Origin of the sequence: Flavobacterium sp. ABG (assembly GCF_001027725.1) — a bacterium.
GTDB lineage: Bacteria > Bacteroidota > Bacteroidia > Flavobacteriales > Flavobacteriaceae > Flavobacterium > Flavobacterium cupriresistens.
Window position 1 is genome coordinate 1 of the sequence record NZ_LEKS01000034.1, and the last position, 16,586, is coordinate 16,586.

Consider the following 16,586-nt stretch of genomic DNA (forward strand, 5'->3'; position numbering starts at 1 on the left):
AATTATTAATATTAAATTTTTAATTAATTGTACGTTACCTCAAGTAACAACGACCTTAAGGTGGTTATTGCGGCGGGGCTCACCTCTTCCCATCCCGAACAGAGTAGTTAAGCCCGCCTGCGCAGATGGTACTGCAGTTATGTGGGAGAGTATGTCGTCGCCTTTCTTTTTAAAACCCTATCCAAATCGGATAGGGTTTTTTGTTTTATATAACTTTTTGGTTGTTTTCTTTTTTAAACCATATAAGTGAGGTAAGTTCAGTTAAGCCTTACTTTGCGTCCTTTACGTAAACCCCTTGCGATCTTTGCGGTTAAAAAAAGAGTACAGATGAGAATTTTACAACTTTTGAATTTGATTCTTTTGAAAAACCCTATCCAAATCGGATAGGGTTTTTTGTTTTATATAACTTTTGGTTGTTGGCTTTTTTAAACCATATAAGTGATGTAAGTTCATTTTAAACTTACTTGGCGATCCTTGCGTAAATCCTTGCGTGCTTTGCGGTTAAGCAGCACATATAAGAAACGCCATTATAACTGCTGTAATGATCAAATTTACAGATATAAATTGGGCAGTTTTGTCCAAAATTTTTCTTTGTATTGTTTATGAAATCTTTGCGAACTTGGTGTTTAAAAGAGGTTAGAGGGCAATTTAGTAAACGGAATGTAATAGTACAGAATAAACAATGACCAGAATAATATCAGTAACATTATTAATACCTCTAGTAGCTTAATAACACTTAAATACTCAGGTGTTGATAGTTGGTACGCTATATCAAAATAAAGCGAAATTTGAGGGGTAAGAATGCAAAGAATGATTGTTAGAATTGAAACTATTGCTGTTATCTTAATAGTAGTAATGATTTACAAGATCAAGAGTATTGGAATATAAAAAGTATTACTGATGCCGGAGCTTATGATACAAGTGCAAACATTAGGTATCAAGAATTAAAGACTGAGATACTTGCTAATTAAGTGTTTATTTTTTTTAGAAAAATATAATAGTATTGAAAGTACTATTCATCTAAAAGACAAATCGAAAAAGTTGTTTTCTTATTTATAATACGGTAAGTAAGATAACCACCATGCGATTCAATAATACTTTTTGATAATGTCAATCCGATTCCTGCTCCTTCTTTGCGAGTAGTAAAAAAGGGTAAAAATATTTTCTTTTGTATTTCTTTTTCAATACCCCTTCCTGAGTCGCTAATCATAATAAAAGTTCTCCTCTCTTTGATTTCGGCGGAAATAATAATTTGTTTTTTTTCCATTCCAGCCAAAGCGTGAATGCAATTTGTCAAAAGATTAATGAGCACCTGTTCCATTTGTTGATTATCAATGGATATGAGACGGTCGAAAGAAATGGTATTTATGACTTCAATATTTTCTTTTTCAAACAGGACAGCCATAATTTTCAGACCATTTTCAATCCACTTTGATAATTCAGTGCTTTGTTTTTTGGGCGCAGGGAGCATGGCTAATTTGCGATAACTTTCGACAAACTGTTGTAAATGATCGCTTCGTCTTAATATAGTAGACACGCTATTTTTGACATCTTCCAGATCTTCTGTTGAAATGACTTCCTGCTGTACTAATTCTTGCAGATTTTTAGAAATAGATCTTATGGGTGTTATGGAATTCAAAAGTTCATGAGAAATCACATTCATAAGATTTACCCAGGCTTGTTTTTCTTTTTTTTCTATTAAATTTTGAATGGAGTTCAGTAAAATAATAAAATAATCCTGATCATAAATTTCGCTTCTGGAAGTTTGCATTACATAAAGCTGTGCATCTTGGTGCTTAAAGCTTATTTCCAGTGGTATTTTTACTTCCTTAAAATCATTTTTTTCAATAATTTGGTACAGAGAGGGCAGAAATTTTTTAAGATATTTCCACTTTGTTATTTTCGGTATATCAAAATGCTTTGAGAAATAATTATTCATCAAAAAGACATCCCAATCTTCTCCCTCTTTTTTTAGAATAATTATCCCTGTATCTATGTTGTTTAAAATGGAACGATAAATAATATCTTTTGATATTTCTAAACTCTCTTTATTTTTTAAAGTTTCATATAATTGAAATAAGTTCGCGTAATTTTTATAAGATTTATGTTTTGAAAAATCGGATGAGAAATCATTATTTAAAATTGAAATAATTGTTTTGTCGTAAAGTAAAAATGCATTTTTTATATAATAACAAATTTCAATAATTAGAAATAAAATTATAAGTAGAAAAAATACAAACGAAAGCAACAAGTTTTTTTTAAGTAGAAATAGGGAAATTTCGGTGCAACAAAGAATTAAAAGTATTTTAAAAATTACGACTTGAAACGTTTTAAAAGATTTGAACATGTTATTTAGTACTAATATTATATTTCTCAAAACGTCTGTATAGTGCTGCTCTGGACAAACCTAATTCCTCTGCTGTTTTTAGGATGTTATTATTGTTTTTTGCTAATATTTTTTCAATAGCAGTTTTTTCAACTGCCGAAAGTTGAATATCCGTATTTTCTATTTTTGTTATTTTTTCCAAATCTAAATCGGAGGAATTAATAAGATTGTTTTCACAGATAATTACGGCACGTTCTATTCGGTTTTCCATTTCTCTTATGTTTCCCTTCCAAGCATGAATTTTTATTTGATCCAAGGCTTTTTCATCAAAGGTTAGAGCATCCTTGTTGTATTTAGTAAGCATTTTATTTAAAAGGTAATGCGCTAATGGGATTTTATCTTCCTCTCTTTCTCTTAATGGAGGCAAAGTAATTTCCATTGTATTAATACGATAGTACAAATCTTCACGAAAATTCTTTTCCTCAACCTCTTGTTGCAACTCTAAATTAGTGGCAGTAATAATGCGTACATTTAGAGGTCTCGCAGTTGATTCACCTAATCTTGTTACTGTTTTGGTCTGAATTACCTGTAAAAGTTTAGCTTGCAGATGCAGGGGTACATTTCCGATTTCATCCAAAAAAATAGTCCCGGTTTGGGCCATTTCAAAACGTCCGGCAGTATCACTTTTGGCGTCTGTAAAAGCACCTTTGGCGTAACCAAACAATTCGCTTTCAAAAATATTAGAATTTAATGAACCCAGATCTACATGAATAAAAGGATTGTTTCCTCTTTCAGATTGACAATGAATATAATGCGATAAAACATATTTACCCGTTCCATTTTCTCCAAGGATTAAAACATTAGCATCCGTTTTAGCTACTTTATCAGCTAATGAATAGGCTTTTTTCATAACCTCTGAATTACTTAAGAAATAATCAGTTGTATTTTTTTTACTATTTGTTTTTTTAATTCCCTTCCGACTCTTATGAACAGCTTGTTTCACAATATCTAACAATTCTTCGTTCGTCCATGGCTTTAAAATATAGTCAAAAGCACCAGATTTTAAACCTTTGACAGCTGTTTCTATTTTGCCAAAAGAGGTCATTAAAATAACAACAGTAGTTGGTGAAATTGTTTTTATTTCTTTTAATAAACGTAATCCCTCTTTTCCGTCTTCAAATCCTATTCTATAATTCATATCCAGCAAGACCACATTAATGCTATTTTCCTTTAATATGTCAATCATATTTGCCGGATTATTAATGGTGTAAATAGATTCAAAATATTTTTTCAATAGCAATTTTGAAGCAAAAAGAATATCTTCTTGATCATCTATAACTAATATGGAAGCGTTAGTCTTGTTCATGATTGTTCATTTTCGTACACACCGTGTTCAAAAACGAACACTTTTCAGATTTCTTTAAAAATAATAACTTAAAAATAAGGCTATTACGAAATTTGGATTTATGGCACAATATTCTCTTTAAGGGTTAGTAAATAATTGCAATGGACAGTAAAGTAGTACGTAAAAGTAGCAAAAATAAATATCTAATAATCTCTTTCATAATTATGTTGTTTTTGGGGTATTTCATTTTTATTTCAGCCACTAAAAAAAGAACCCTCACTATAAAAAAGAGTGAAATAACTATTAAAACAATTGAAAGGAATTCTTTCGAAGATTTCATGTCTTTTCAAGCTAAAGCGGTTCCTTTAAATTCAATGCTTATTAATATTATTGAAGGAGGTGCAGTTCAGGAAATTTTTGTTGAAAATGGCGATCGTGTAACAAAAGGACAGTCATTGGTAAGATTATATAATCCAAATGCTGAGTTGGCCTATATGCAACAAGAAACTGCAATTATTGAACAAATTAATAATTTGAATAAAGCTAAGCTTGATTTAAGAAATCAAGAATTGAGTTTAGCAAAAGATTTGATTTCAATTGGACATGATTATCAAGATGCGGAAGATTTATATGACTTGAATAAAAAGCTCTTTGAAGAACAAATACTGGCAAAAAGTGAGTGGGTGAAGACTAAAGAAAATTTTCGTTTTCAGCAAGAGCGGATGAATATTATTAAACAAAGTGTAAAGAAGGAGAAGCAGGCAAATCAAATCCAAATAGTGCAGCTTAATCAGTCCATTGCGGTTATGAATAAAAGTTTAGAGGTGTTACGAAATAACAAAAAGAATTTTTTAATTACAGCTCCTCTTTCCGGAAGATTATCTTCTTTTGAGCCAATTTTGGGTAAGACTTATACCCAGAATACAAGTATCGGGACTATCGATGACAGGAAGGGGTATAAACTTTCGGCAGACGTTGATGAATTCTATCTGGATAGAATAGCAATAGGTCAAAAAGGAACTGTGGATTTTAATGATAAGACCGTTGACGTTCAAATAACAAGAGTAATTCCTGAAGTAAAGAGCGGAAGGTTTCAAGTAGAATTAGATTTTGTGTCCGCAAATAAACTAGATTTAAAGCAAGGTTTAAGTTTCGGAGTTAAATTAAATCTTTCTGAAAAGACAAAGACCAACCTATTGGCTAAGGGAAGTTTCTATGGAGAAACTAATGGAAAATGGATTTTTGTAGTCAATGGAAACAAAGCTGAACGAAGAGAGATCAAACTAGGTAGAGAAAACCCTTTGTACTATGAAATCATAGGTGGATTGAAAACAGGCGAAAAAGTGATTACTTCTTCCTATAAAGATTATAAACAAGTAGAAGTATTAGACCTACAAGAATAGATAAAAATTTAAAAAAAATAACGATGATTGAAATTAAGAATCTTTCAAAAGTTTTTAGAACTGAGGAAGTCGAAACAAAGGCATTAAGTAATATTACTCTAAAAGTAAATCAAGGAGATTTTGTTTCCATTATGGGACCATCAGGAAGTGGAAAATCAACCTTATTGAATATTTTAGGATTGTTAGACAGTGCCGATAGTGGAAGTTATCAGTTGGTGAATAAAGAAATGGTTGGATTAAAAGAAAAAGACAGATCCAAAGCAAGAAAAGAAAATATTGGATTCATATTCCAAAATTTTAATTTGATTGACGAACTTTCTGTCTACGATAATATAGAACTACCACTAGTTTATAATAAGGTTTCGGCGGTAGCACGAAAAAGAAAGATAGAAGTGATAGCTAATAAATTAGGAATTTCTCACCGATTAAAACATTTTCCACAGCAGCTTTCAGGGGGACAACAACAGCGTGTTGCCGTAGCAAGAGCACTAATCAATGATCCATTACTTATTTTAGCTGATGAGCCAACGGGAAATTTGGATAGTAAAAGTGGGAATGAAGTTATAGAATTATTAATGGATTTACATGCTAATGGTGCAACAATTATAATGGTAACACATTCTGAACATGATGCGTCTTTTTCTCAGAGAACCATTTTGATGAAAGATGGTGAAATAGTATTGGAGAAAAATAATAGTAGAAATTTTGATGTATTGGTAAAAGAATCTAAAAATTAAAAGACATGATTAAAAATTGGACTAAAATATTTTTTTTCCACATCAAAAAAGATAAATTATTTTCTGCTCTAAATGTTTTGGGTTTGTCAATTGGAATTGCAGGTGTAATTTTTGCTTTACTGTACTGGAATGATGAACAGAATTACAACGACTGGAATTCTGAAAAGGATAATGTTTATCAGGTGCTAGTTAAATTGGGAGACATGCCTTTTGTTGGAGATAATTCCTTGCGATTAAAAAGTCATTTAGAAAAAGATTCAAATGTTGAAAAAATTGTTTTTGCTGATCGCTGGTATCAAAAGGACAAAATTATTTATAAAGGAAAAAAGGAATCAGTAGATAAAATTATCAATACTGAAAAAGATTTCTTTTCTCTTTTCCCGTTTACAATTATTCAGGGAAATACGATTTCTGCATTAAAAGATGATACAAGCGTTGCAATATCGGACGAACTTTCCAAAAAACTCTTTGGTAATGAGGATCCGATTGGAAAGCAGTTTTCTCTCTCTAATTCAATGGTGTCTGTGCGAGCTGTATACCATATACCCGGGAATTCGTCATTGGCTCCGGAAATTGTAATGAGCAGAATGAAAGATTTGATGTCTTTAGATAAAAATTCAGGTCTTTTTGTTTTAAAAATTCTTTTAAAAATAAAGGACCCTTCGAAAGTTGATGATACCAGAAAAATGCTGGAAAAGGCTTATTTTGATGAAATTCTTGTTAGAACTGCTAAAGAAGCGGGCTTTACACTTGAAGAGATTACTAAAAAAGCGGGTCGTTTTACAGTCGTAATGGAACCACTTTCAGGAGCAAGATTACATTCTATTACTGATGGATATCCAGAGGGTAGAGGAAATTATCAGTTCTTGCTAATTATGGTAGGCTTATCCGTTTTAATTCTTGTACTGTCTATTTTTAATTATGTTAATATGGCTACTGCCAATGCAGTTAAACGTGCTAAAGAAGTTGGTGTGCGTAAAATCCTGGGTGCGTCAAAAAGTAATATTAGAGTACAGTTTATTTGTGAAACCATATGCATTACTTTATTTTCAATCCTGTTGGCTTCAGTAGTTGTTGAATTAACGCTACCGTATTATAATAATTTTTTAGGCAAAGATCTCAGGTTTATTGGAGAGCAATTCTATTTGCAATTAGTTGTAATATTTATCATAACAGTTTTATTTGCAGGACTTTTTCCAGCGATTTATGTTTCTAATTTTGAAACGCTTAAGGTTCTGAAGGGGAATTTTGGCAGGAGTAAAAATGGAGTTTGGTTAAGAAACGGGATGTTAATTTTCCAGTTCGCTGTTGCCGCATTTTTCATTATTGGATCAAATATTGTCTATGAACAAGTAAAGTATTTAAACAACAAGGATTTAGGCTTTAAAGGGGATCAGGTAATAGCGGTATCATTAAATTTTCCCGATGCAGCATATCAGGTCGAAAAGGTTGGGCAAAATATTTACAATAAATATTCGACTATAAAACAAGAGTTATATAAAATTAAAGGTGTAGAAAGCATTTCTACAGGTTTGTTTTCTTTTGATGGAAGTGATAATTCTTTAGATCCAATTTTGTATCAGGATGTACTTTTTAGAGAAAAATATATCGGGATGGATTTTGGGATGCTTGAAATGATGAAAATTAAAATGGTCAAAGGAAGAGGACTCAATGAAAAATTAGCTTCAGATACTATTAATTCTGTTCTGTTGAATGAATCTGGAGTTAAATTAATGAATATGAAAGATCCCATAGGACAGGAAGTTGTAATAAGGGGTCGGAAGTTGAAAGTTGTGGGAATTGTGAAGGACTTTAATTTGTTGAGCCCTGAATCTAAAGTACCTCCGATGACTTTTTTCCATGTCAAAAGTTTGGATATGGCTGCTAATATTAACCAGGTTTATATCAAAATAAAAGCAGATGATATGGGGAATACAATTGCTGCAATTGAAAAATTCTGGGGAACTCATGTCGATAGAGAATATCCATTTAAGTATGATTTTGTAGATAAACAATATGCAAGAACCTACGAGGCCTATGTAAAACAAAAAGATCTTTTTTCATTGTTAAACGTAGTGGTCATTCTTGTTGCTCTTTTTGGACTTTTTGCTTTGGCTTCTTACTCTATAGAAAGACGAATGAAAGAGATTGCCATCAGAAAAACATTAGGTGCCGAAACCAATGAATTATTGAAAGAATTATCAAAACAATATGTTGTGTTTTGCATTATTGGATTTCTAACCGCATTGTTTCCTGTTTATTACTTTTTAAACAAATGGCTTGAAAATTTCGCATTCAGAGTGGATATCACTTTATTTCCATTTTTATTAGGATTTATTGTGTTGTTAATCCTTACGCTGATTATTGTATTGTCAAGGGCCTATCAGGCAACAAAAAGTGATGTTTTGAAATATTTAAAATATGAATAAAAAGATCGCTCTTACCATTCTCTTTTTAACATTTTCTGCTTTTGTAAGTGGCCAAGATATTTCTTGGACGCTTACAAAATGTATGGAAGTAGCTTTGCAAAATAACATAGATATCAAAATTAGGCAGCTTGAGGTTAAAAGAGTAGAAAAATTACAGAACTCAGTATTAAATCGGATGTTACCCGGTATTACTTTACATGGAGAGGAAGTATATAATTTTGGATCAACGATAGATCCTTCTACGAATGGTAGGGTAAGTTCTAATATCCAACAAGATAATTTTTACCTGAATGCAAGATCAAATTTAATTGATTTTAGCCACTTTACTAATGCTAAAAAAGACAAGATAAATATTGAATTGGCTCGTGTCGAAAAAGAAGTTTTAGAAAATGAATATAAGCTACAACTTTTAGAAAGTTACTATCAAGCTCTTTATACGCAAGAGTTATTAAAAATTCAGAATGAAGAACTTGTCCAATCTTTATTTAACTTAAATAGAGTTACAAAGGAAGTTGCTATTGGCAATAAGCCGCAAAGTGATTTGTATGACATGCAGTTGAGTTATTCAGAAGATGAAAATCGGAATTTACAAACAGAGCAATTATATCTAATTAAAAAAAAGGAGTTGTTTCAATTAATGAACGTCTTTGATTTTGATGTTGTCAAAATTAGTTTAGAAACATCCAGAGAAGAAAATTCGCTTAATATTTCCGAAGAAAAGTATAATCCTAAAATAAAATTTTCGCTGCTAAACTATCAAAATAGTATGAAGTCAATAAATTTAGAAAAGGCAAGTAAATTACCTGTGTTATCGGCTTATTACGGGTATTCTACTTTTTTTTATAAAAATATTAATCAAACTACTTCAAATGATTTTTTTGTTCAATTATCAGATAATAAAAATCAGGAAGTAGGCATGCAGTTAGCTATTCCAATTTTTAATGGATTTAGAAGTAATAAAAGAATAAGCGCGGCTAAGATAGAAAGTGAAAAGGCAAAACTTGCAATGGAAAGAGCGAAACAAGAACTGGATAAGGAGCTTGATTTAGAGGAACAAAAGAAAACAAACTATTTAAAACTCAAGCAAAAATTGAATGAAAAACAAATGTTTGCAGAAGCTTCTTTTGGTACCACTCTGGCAAAATTCACTAATGGAAAAATAGAAGCTGTTTTATATTCTACAGTAAAAAATCAATTTCTCGTAGCAAAATATGAAGTTTTAAAAAATGATCTTCAATTACAATATATAGACCTTAAAATAAATTTATTGAAAAATAATAGTTTGTAAAAAATTAATGAAATCAATATGCAAAAAATAAAGAGGTTACTAAAAAACAGTACTATTATGCTATTTATACTATTTTCATTAGTGTTTTTCATTAGCTGTAATAGAAAGAATAAATTTAGAGAGAAATACCATTATTATAGGGCAATTAATGGACGTGATACAGCTGATTTAACAATTTCAAAAAGTAAAATTTTTTTTAAGGGTGAATTTAAAATAATGTATGGAAGTAAGGCAATTATGGATTCAGGATATGTAAGGGGTAAAATAGTTGGAGATACATTAATCGGTAATTATTATTATATTTCTTATGGTGGTCAGGGAGAATCTCTACCAATTACATTATTGATGAGGAATAAAAAGTTAATTTATGGTTCCGGTGTTTTAACCAAATGGTTGGGTTTTCGTTATTTTGATACCGAAATACCAATTGATTTTGAATCTCCAAAATACATTTTTGAAAAAATAAATGAAAATGTAAAATAGTTTTAGGGATATTCAAATCCTTAAATTTTCAGATATTCTCACAATTTTTGAGTCTCTTTGAAATAAAAAAAAGTCCTAATGAAAATTAGGACTTTTTTGGTGGAGAGAGCAGGATTCGAACGATAGATTCATAACCTCCTTATATACTGCAATTTTAATATTTTTAACGGGTTCGAAAACTACTGCGCTGCGATTCTGTCACCATAATTTTCGATATTTTAGTAAATATTGAACCTTTAACTTGCTTTAAATGAATGTTGTAATTCTTATTGTTTCAAGTGTAAAACCTCCAAATATTTTTTTGCAAATAAGGATTTCTTAGTTGTCTAATATTAGTGTAACTTTATGATTGGTTTTATAGTATTTGATAAACCTTTCTTAATTTGTAATTGGTTTTGAGTAGTACTTCTTTTTGAACCAAAAAGCCAGGTTTACTAATGCAATAAGAGCAGGTACTTCTACTAGTGGTCCTATAACTCCAGCAAATGCCTGACCGCTGTTTATTCCAAAAACTCCAATTGCTACGGCAATGGCCAGTTCAAAATTATTTCCTGTTGCCGTAAAAGCTATTGCAGCAGTTTTTGAATAATCAGCTCCGAAGTATTTTCCAATAAGAAAGCTGACTATAAACATGATTATAAAGTAAATTATCAAGGGCATTGCAATACGTACAACATCCATTGGAATATGGACAATAAGTTTTCCTTTTAGACTGAACATCACTATAATTGTAAAAAGTAAAGATATCAGAGTAATTGGTGAAATAAAAGATACATATTTAGTTTCAAACCAATCAGAACCTTTTAGTGCTATAAGAGTATAACGACTTACGATTCCGAGTGCAAAAGGAATACCTAAATATATGCCGACACTCTCGGCGATCTGTGCAATACTGATATTTACTTCAAAACCGTTGTACCCAAAATAAGGAGGGAGAATGGTAATAAAGATATAAGCATATACGCTGTAAAGCAAAACTTGAAAAATACTGTTAAGTGCTATCAGACCAGCAGCATATTGTCTATTTCCATCTGCCAGATCATTCCATACAACAACCATAGCAATACAGCGTGCCAGACCGATAAGAATAACTCCGATCATGTATTGAGGATATCCGTTTAAAAACAGCAGAGCTAATAAAAACATCAAGATAGGACCCACAATCCAGTTTAGGAATAAGGAAGTAGCTAGAACTTTAGTATTTTTGAAAACCTGTCCCATCTGTTCATATTTTACTTTAGCTAACGGCGGATACATCATAAGAATAAGTCCAATGGCGAGAGGAATATTTGTTGTTCCGCTTGAAAAAGAATTGATAAAATTACCGCTGGAAGGAATGAAATATCCTATTGATACGCCGACAGCCATAGCAATGAAAATCCAAAGTGTTAAATATCGATCAAGGAAACTTAATTTTTTACCTCTTAAGGTTGGCGTAAAGTTATCTGCTAACATTTTGATATTTGATTTTTGAGAATATATAAAACATTTCGGTTCCAATTTGAAGACTTCGCTTAAGATATATTTCTTTTTGCTCTGGTGTACCGTCAGAAATTTTGGGGTCTTCAAAAGTTAATGGAATTCGTTTTTCTGCACCAGCTATAAAAGGACATCCTGCGTCAGCCTGTGAACAGGTCATTATTGCTGCAAATTCGCTTTCCGGGTTGAATTCATCATCATAAGCTTTAGAAAAACCAATCACAGGAAATTCATTCGCTGAGTACTTTATAGAATATACCGGGTTTGTTCCTTCAGATATTGTTTTAATCTTAAATCCTGAAATCTGCAAAGTTTCTGCTACCATAGGAAATAGAGCTGTAGTTTCCGTTCCACCTGAATAGCATGTAACACTCTTTATTTTATAATAGGCAGCAGCGGTCTGTGCCCAGACCTGCGATAAATGACTCCTTCTGGAATTATGGGTGCAGATTAAATTTAATCTGATTTCCAGTTTATTATCTGTTTTATTTTGAATATAATCAATCAATGGTTGTACAGCACTTTTTCGATCTTCTGAAATCTGCTCAAAATCAAACAAATTAATTGTTTTTTTAATCTCGGAATATAACATAGTTTTATTGGCTGTAATGGTTTAAAAATGTTTAATAGTTAGCAGCATCCTCCACCTGGTGTACAAGAATTGGTGTTGTCAGAATTTAATTGCGATAATTTTACTTTGGGCTTATCCGACGGAATTCCGCACTGTTCCTGAGCAAGGCAGGCTGTCTGCTTATTTAGTAAAACGAAATTTGAACCATTAAAATCTAAATCATATTTACCGATAGTAGTGTCTTGGTATTCTACTTCAATTTCATGATCTTCAATACCAAGAACTTTCTGAGATAGTTCAATTATATGAATTAGTTTTTGAGGTTTGAGTCTGTGCTCATAATCATTAGCATCCCAAAGTTGGAAATTTACTACAGTTTCTTCTCTTGCGGTTCCTCCGCAGTCTATGAAGTTTTTAGTAATTAAACCAATTTCGGTTACGTGAAAGTATTCCGGAACAAGTTTCCCATTTGGCAGTTCAAAATTTACGGCATGTGCTGTTTTTAATATTTCTTTAATTTCTGAAAGTTTCATAATTTTATATATTTAGTTAAACTATTTCTTCTTTTAATAAGAGTTAAATGACAAGACTGCTTCTTCTTTCTAGAAGAACGGTATCTCTCCAAATTCCATTTTGTTTTCCAATTTTTTCTCTTATTCCAAGTATTCTGAACCCTACTTTTTCATGTATACGAAGACTTGCTATATTCTCAGGAAAGATTCCAGCCTGTAGTGTCCAGATCCCTTCTGTTTCACTTTTCTTTACAAGTTCATTTAAAAGCATAAAACCTATTCCTTTTCCGGAATGAGCAGGATCAACATATACACTTACTTCTGCAACTCCGGCATAAACGCAGCGAGAAGAAACAGGAGTTAGAGCAGCCCAGCCTGTTAGTCTCTTGTTACTTTCGATTACAATTCTGCAGGACGAAAGATGTGACTGATCCCATTCTTCCCACGACGGAGCGCTGGTTTGAAAAGTAGCATTGCCAGCCTGTATTCCTTTTTCGTAAATTAATTTGACCTGCGGCCAGTCTTCAGCTAAAAGTTTTCTGATTTCCATATCTATTAAATTAGCAGCATTCATTTCTTTTTTTAGCAAGATGATCTGATATATGTTCAAAGAAGCCTTTTATCTTTTCAAGGCCGGGTTCATTGATACAGTAGCAGATAGAGTTTCCTTCTATGCTTCCTTTAATTAAACCGGCAGTTTTTAGTTCTTTTAGATGCTGCGAAACTGTTGGCTGAGAGAGAGGAAGTTCATTTACAATATCCCCGCAGATGCAGGTATCTACCTTTAATAAATATTCTATTATAGCAATACGTGCAGGATGACCTAATGCTTTAGCTAATACTGCCAGTTCATTCTGGCTGGCTGTAAAAAAATCTGTTTTTGTAATTCCCATCGGTATATATTTATATTGCAATATTACGATATAGTTTTTAAAGAAAAAAGTAAAAGGTATCAGTTTTTATTGTAAAGCAAAAAAAGAAGCTCGTTTTGAGCTTCTTTTTTATTTAATGTTTCCCATTTCCATGACCATTTCCATGACCATTTCCGTGATTACCATTATCATGTTTGTCTTTGTTGTTTCCTTTCCCCGGTTTTTGTCCGATTGTTTTTTGAGGTTTTCCTTTATATCCTTTCCCATATTTTGATTTATGGTTTTTGAAATTATCATAAGGACTATTTCCTCTATAGTCAGTCAATACTACTTTGTATTCATTATATAAATCATAATTTCTATAAACAGAAGGTAATGATCTGTTTCTGATCCATCTTCCGTTACTGATGTATACATAATTTGAGGAGCTTACATCATAATATGCTTCAAGATCGGGCAGGTAGTAATAACGAGCATTATCGTAACCAACCGGTCCCCATGCGGGAGGAGTTCCAATGTTTACATTTACGGATACTTGCGCATGTGAGTTGCTAAAAGAAAGGAACAAAATTCCGATCATAAGATATTTTAGAGTTTTCATAATTTTATTTTTTAGTGTTAAAATTTATAAAAAGCAAAAATAAGGCCAAAATGGTTATTATCGATCTAATTTTCACTTGTCTTCTATGTTTGTATTGATGACAACAGAGCCAATCGATTAAGAGTGAAACGTAAATTAATTAAAAAGCCTTTTCTCGTAATTAAGAAAAGGCTTAGAAAAATTATTTCTGATTAATTTTAATCTTTTATGGACAATGGTTTGCATCAATAAAATCTCCAATTCTACCTCCGGCGGCAATTACTTGACTTTTAGTAATACCATTAGAAGTGGCTGGTAAGTTGAAATAACTGTATGGATTATTACCAGTTGTAGTTATGACGGTAGAGAAAATATTTAGTCCATTAAAATAAGTATCTATGATAATAGCATCAGCAGCTACTTGACTTTCAACACCGCTTAAGCGCACTGCACCAAGTTGGAAGAATCCATTCATAGTTTGATCTCCGCCTTGACCTCGATCAATAGACCAAGCATTATTTCCTTGAGCTTGTGTGTAAGTTACACCACCAATAGTAAGTCCGTTTAACCAAAATTGGCTTGCTCCATTGTTTTCAGAACCATTTGCGAAGAAAAATCCTTGTGAAAAAGAACAATAGGATTCAATAGGACAACCTGGTCCAGGAATAGTTCCCTGATTGCATGAAGTACCGGCTTTGATCCATGCGATAGCAGTTTCTGATATGCTGTATCCTCGATCAAATTTTAGTACTAAAGTCCATGATGTAGCGGCCTGAAGATCATTGAACTTAACAAAATTATTTGTAATAGCTTGAGGGTTACAAGTAGTACCGGAACCTTCAGTAGGCACCAGATTGGCTGGACTGCCATTTACAGTTCCCCAAATAATATCAGCAAAAGTTGCACTCTGATCTCTACAATTGTTTAAATCGATTATAAAATGACTTAAATTTTTTGCATTTGCTTTAAGACGTGTGATCACATACGTCCAAATTGTTCCATCTGCACTAACTGTAACAGAAATATTGTAATCTCCCCATTGACTTGTGGAAGAGGATGAAGGTTTGGCACTAGATGCAGGCACTGTTGCATCTGGGTTTACTAATACAGGCTCATTACTACAACCAAATGTGGAAAAAATCACAATTACTAAGAAAATTAATTTTTTCATCTTGTTAAATATTTAAGTAATTAATTAAAAATTACCATCAATAGTATAGCGAGCTTTAAAGTAGAGGCAGGGAGCGCTTTTGATCGAAATTATTCTGCAAGTTGATATAAAAAAATAGAATGGTTTAATTGATTTGTTGTTCTGTTAAATTGTTGTTTAGGTGCTTTTTTCTGGGCGTAGTGTAAATTCTACGTCTTAAAAATTTTAATGACTAGCTTTTCGAAAGTGTATTTCGATTAACTATAATTTACCGCAGCAACTGTTCTTTTTGTTTCTTTTTTAATTGTTTGATTTAATTTATAGAATCAGAATAATGTAAATAAAGAACTTATTTTTTTGAGCAACAGACTATATAAATTACATAGAAAGCACAACCAAAAATTCAGAAATTACAATGCCGTAATAATAAACTCACTTCGTCTGTTTTGTTGGTGTTCTTCTTCTGTACAAGGAACGTCATCAGCACATTTGTTTACGAGTTCTGTTTCTCCATATCCTCTTCCGGTTAGTCGGTTTGGTGCAATACCGTTTTTAATTAACCAGCTGATAGTAGATTTAGCTCTGTTGTTTGACAAGACCTCATTGTATTTAAAAGAGGCTCGACTATCGGTATGAGAACGAATATCAATTTTCATTGTTGGGTAGTCATTTAATGTGGCCAATATTTTTTCTAAATCCAAAGCAGCTTCGGGACGGATGTTATATTTGTCCAAGTCGAAATAGATCATTTTTATACCAAAACATTTTCCTAAATCATCTCCGACTGTTACTTTACAGGTAGACTTTTCAAGAGCAATAGATAAGGTCGTTTTTCCGGTTGTTTTTTCGATAGTAATGCTTACTTCTCTAGTGGTGTAGTCGGTTTTTTCGGCTCTTACATTATAAGTTTTACCACATTCGACAGGAAAACTATAAGATCCCTTAGCATCTGCAATTGTTGTACCTTCTGCTTCCATTTGATTGTTAAACAAAGTTACTTTTGCTCCGGGTAAAATGGCTCCTGTTTCAGCATCAGTAATGAGTCCGCTTAGTTCTTGGATGCATCTTAGCCTTTTGGTTTCCAAAAATTTATATATATCATCAGAACCCTGTCCACCGTCTTTATTGGAGCTAAAATACCCTTTTCTCGAAACAGGGTCAATTACGTAAGCAAAGTCATCTTTTGGAGAATTAACATCATTTCCGAGGTTTTGAATGTTACGGATGGTTCCGTCTTTTGCAATTTCACCCACAAAAACATCCAGACCACCAAGTCCGGGATGCCCGTCAGAGGCAAAATAGATTTCATCTTCATTGGTCACATACGGGAAAGTTTCCTTGCCCTCGGTATTGATACTCCTTCCTAAGTTTTCAGGCGTTCCGAAATCACCGTTACTGTTTATGGCTACTT

15 protein-coding genes and 1 rRNA gene are annotated in these 16,586 nt (G+C 32.3%); 6 read left to right on the forward strand and 10 right to left on the reverse strand.

The genetic code is table 11. From position 1 onward, the window contains the following. The first annotated feature begins 56 nt into the window (after positions 1-56). A 5S ribosomal RNA gene (gene rrf, locus AB674_RS21370) occupies positions 57-166 on the forward strand. Between the two features lie 846 nt (positions 167-1,012). Here the strand turns inward: rrf and AB674_RS21375 are convergent. After that, positions 1,013-2,248: a sensor histidine kinase gene (locus tag AB674_RS21375; protein WP_240478116.1), complete on the reverse strand. Its 1,236-nt coding sequence runs from the start codon at positions 2,246-2,248 to the stop codon at positions 1,013-1,015. A 100-nt stretch (positions 2,249-2,348) separates the two neighbouring features. Then, positions 2,349-3,692, reverse strand: a complete 1,344-nt coding sequence (locus AB674_RS21380; RefSeq protein ID WP_047779325.1) for a sigma-54-dependent transcriptional regulator — start codon at positions 3,690-3,692, stop codon at positions 2,349-2,351. Between the two features lie 140 nt (positions 3,693-3,832). On the opposite strand from AB674_RS21380, the gene AB674_RS21385 reads away from it, so the two are divergent. From AB674_RS21385 to AB674_RS21405, 5 genes are read left to right on the forward strand one after another with little or no spacing between them, the layout of a single operon-like run. Further along, complete coding sequence (locus AB674_RS21385; RefSeq protein WP_047779326.1) at positions 3,833-5,074, forward strand: efflux RND transporter periplasmic adaptor subunit; 1,242 nt, start codon at positions 3,833-3,835, stop codon at positions 5,072-5,074. 23 nt (positions 5,075-5,097) lie between these two features. Continuing rightward, entirely contained in the window at positions 5,098-5,811 is a 714-nt protein-coding gene (locus AB674_RS21390; RefSeq protein WP_047779327.1) for an ABC transporter ATP-binding protein, read from the forward strand. Positions 5,812-5,816: 5 nt separating this feature from the next. Continuing rightward, positions 5,817-8,240, forward strand: coding sequence for an ABC transporter permease (locus AB674_RS21395; protein WP_047779328.1), 2,424 nt, complete (start codon positions 5,817-5,819; stop codon positions 8,238-8,240). Then, positions 8,233-9,528 carry a TolC family protein gene (locus AB674_RS21400; RefSeq protein ID WP_047779329.1) on the forward strand — a complete coding sequence of 432 codons (1,296 nt, stop codon included), beginning with the start codon at positions 8,233-8,235 and terminating at the stop codon, positions 9,526-9,528. Before AB674_RS21395 ends, AB674_RS21400 begins: the two co-directional genes overlap by 8 nt. A gap of 57 nt (positions 9,529-9,585) precedes the next feature. Continuing rightward, positions 9,586-10,011, forward strand: coding sequence for a hypothetical protein (locus AB674_RS21405; protein ID WP_047779337.1), 426 nt, complete (start codon positions 9,586-9,588; stop codon positions 10,009-10,011). A 378-nt stretch (positions 10,012-10,389) separates the two neighbouring features. Here AB674_RS21405 and arsB read toward each other — a convergent pair whose 3' ends face one another. The 8 genes from arsB to AB674_RS21445 form a co-directional block, all read right to left on the reverse strand. Continuing rightward, a complete protein-coding gene (arsB, locus tag AB674_RS21410) occupies positions 10,390-11,466 on the reverse strand; it encodes an ACR3 family arsenite efflux transporter (protein WP_047779330.1) in 1,077 nt (358 codons plus the stop codon). Continuing rightward, complete coding sequence (locus AB674_RS21415) at positions 11,453-12,082, reverse strand: low molecular weight phosphatase family protein (protein WP_047779331.1); 630 nt, start codon at positions 12,080-12,082, stop codon at positions 11,453-11,455. The genes arsB and AB674_RS21415 overlap by 14 nt, the downstream gene beginning before the upstream one ends. A 38-nt stretch (positions 12,083-12,120) precedes the next feature. After that, positions 12,121-12,594, reverse strand: a complete 474-nt coding sequence (locus AB674_RS21420; RefSeq protein ID WP_047779332.1) for a DUF6428 family protein — start codon at positions 12,592-12,594, stop codon at positions 12,121-12,123. A 43-nt stretch (positions 12,595-12,637) separates the two neighbouring features. Next, the gene (locus tag AB674_RS21425; protein ID WP_047779338.1) at positions 12,638-13,123 is read right to left on the reverse strand and encodes a GNAT family N-acetyltransferase; all 486 of its coding nucleotides are present in this window, start codon (positions 13,121-13,123) and stop codon (positions 12,638-12,640) included. Between the two features lie 10 nt (positions 13,124-13,133). After that, positions 13,134-13,466, reverse strand: coding sequence for an ArsR/SmtB family transcription factor (locus AB674_RS21430; RefSeq protein ID WP_047779333.1), 333 nt, complete (start codon positions 13,464-13,466; stop codon positions 13,134-13,136). A 112-nt stretch (positions 13,467-13,578) separates the two neighbouring features. After that, positions 13,579-14,046, reverse strand: coding sequence for a hypothetical protein (locus AB674_RS21435; protein ID WP_047779334.1), 468 nt, complete (start codon positions 14,044-14,046; stop codon positions 13,579-13,581). A 205-nt stretch (positions 14,047-14,251) separates the two neighbouring features. Further along, on the reverse strand, positions 14,252-15,196 hold the full coding sequence (locus AB674_RS21440) for a hypothetical protein (protein ID WP_047779335.1): 945 nt from the start codon (positions 15,194-15,196) through the stop codon (positions 14,252-14,254). Between the two features lie 389 nt (positions 15,197-15,585). Then, the coding region (locus AB674_RS21445; protein WP_047779336.1) for an OmpA family protein at positions 15,586-16,586 on the reverse strand (1,001 nt) is incomplete at its 5' end.

Bases quoted from the DNA above. Each gene is read 5' to 3' on its own strand.
- AB674_RS21395 (WP_047779328.1), top strand. From the start codon at position 5,817: ATGATTAAAAATTGGACTAAAATATTTTTTTTCCACATCAAAAAAGAT.
- AB674_RS21415 (WP_047779331.1), bottom strand. From the start codon at position 12,082: ATGTTATATTCCGAGATTAAAAAAACAATTAATTTGTTTGATTTTGAG.
- arsB (WP_047779330.1), bottom strand. From the start codon at position 11,466: ATGTTAGCAGATAACTTTACGCCAACCTTAAGAGGTAAAAAATTAAGT.
- AB674_RS21385 (WP_047779326.1), top strand. From the start codon at position 3,833: ATGGACAGTAAAGTAGTACGTAAAAGTAGCAAAAATAAATATCTAATA.
- AB674_RS21400 (WP_047779329.1), top strand. From the start codon at position 8,233: ATGAATAAAAAGATCGCTCTTACCATTCTCTTTTTAACATTTTCTGCT.
- AB674_RS21380 (WP_047779325.1), bottom strand. From the start codon at position 3,692: ATGAACAAGACTAACGCTTCCATATTAGTTATAGATGATCAAGAAGAT.
- AB674_RS21405 (WP_047779337.1), top strand. From the start codon at position 9,586: ATGCTATTTATACTATTTTCATTAGTGTTTTTCATTAGCTGTAATAGA.
- AB674_RS21435 (WP_047779334.1), bottom strand. From the start codon at position 14,046: ATGAAAACTCTAAAATATCTTATGATCGGAATTTTGTTCCTTTCTTTT.
- AB674_RS21430 (WP_047779333.1), bottom strand. From the start codon at position 13,466: ATGGGAATTACAAAAACAGATTTTTTTACAGCCAGCCAGAATGAACTG.
- AB674_RS21420 (WP_047779332.1), bottom strand. From the start codon at position 12,594: ATGAAACTTTCAGAAATTAAAGAAATATTAAAAACAGCACATGCCGTA.
- AB674_RS21390 (WP_047779327.1), top strand. From the start codon at position 5,098: ATGATTGAAATTAAGAATCTTTCAAAAGTTTTTAGAACTGAGGAAGTC.
- AB674_RS21425 (WP_047779338.1), bottom strand. From the start codon at position 13,123: ATGGAAATCAGAAAACTTTTAGCTGAAGACTGGCCGCAGGTCAAATTA.
- AB674_RS21440 (WP_047779335.1), bottom strand. From the start codon at position 15,196: ATGAAAAAATTAATTTTCTTAGTAATTGTGATTTTTTCCACATTTGGT.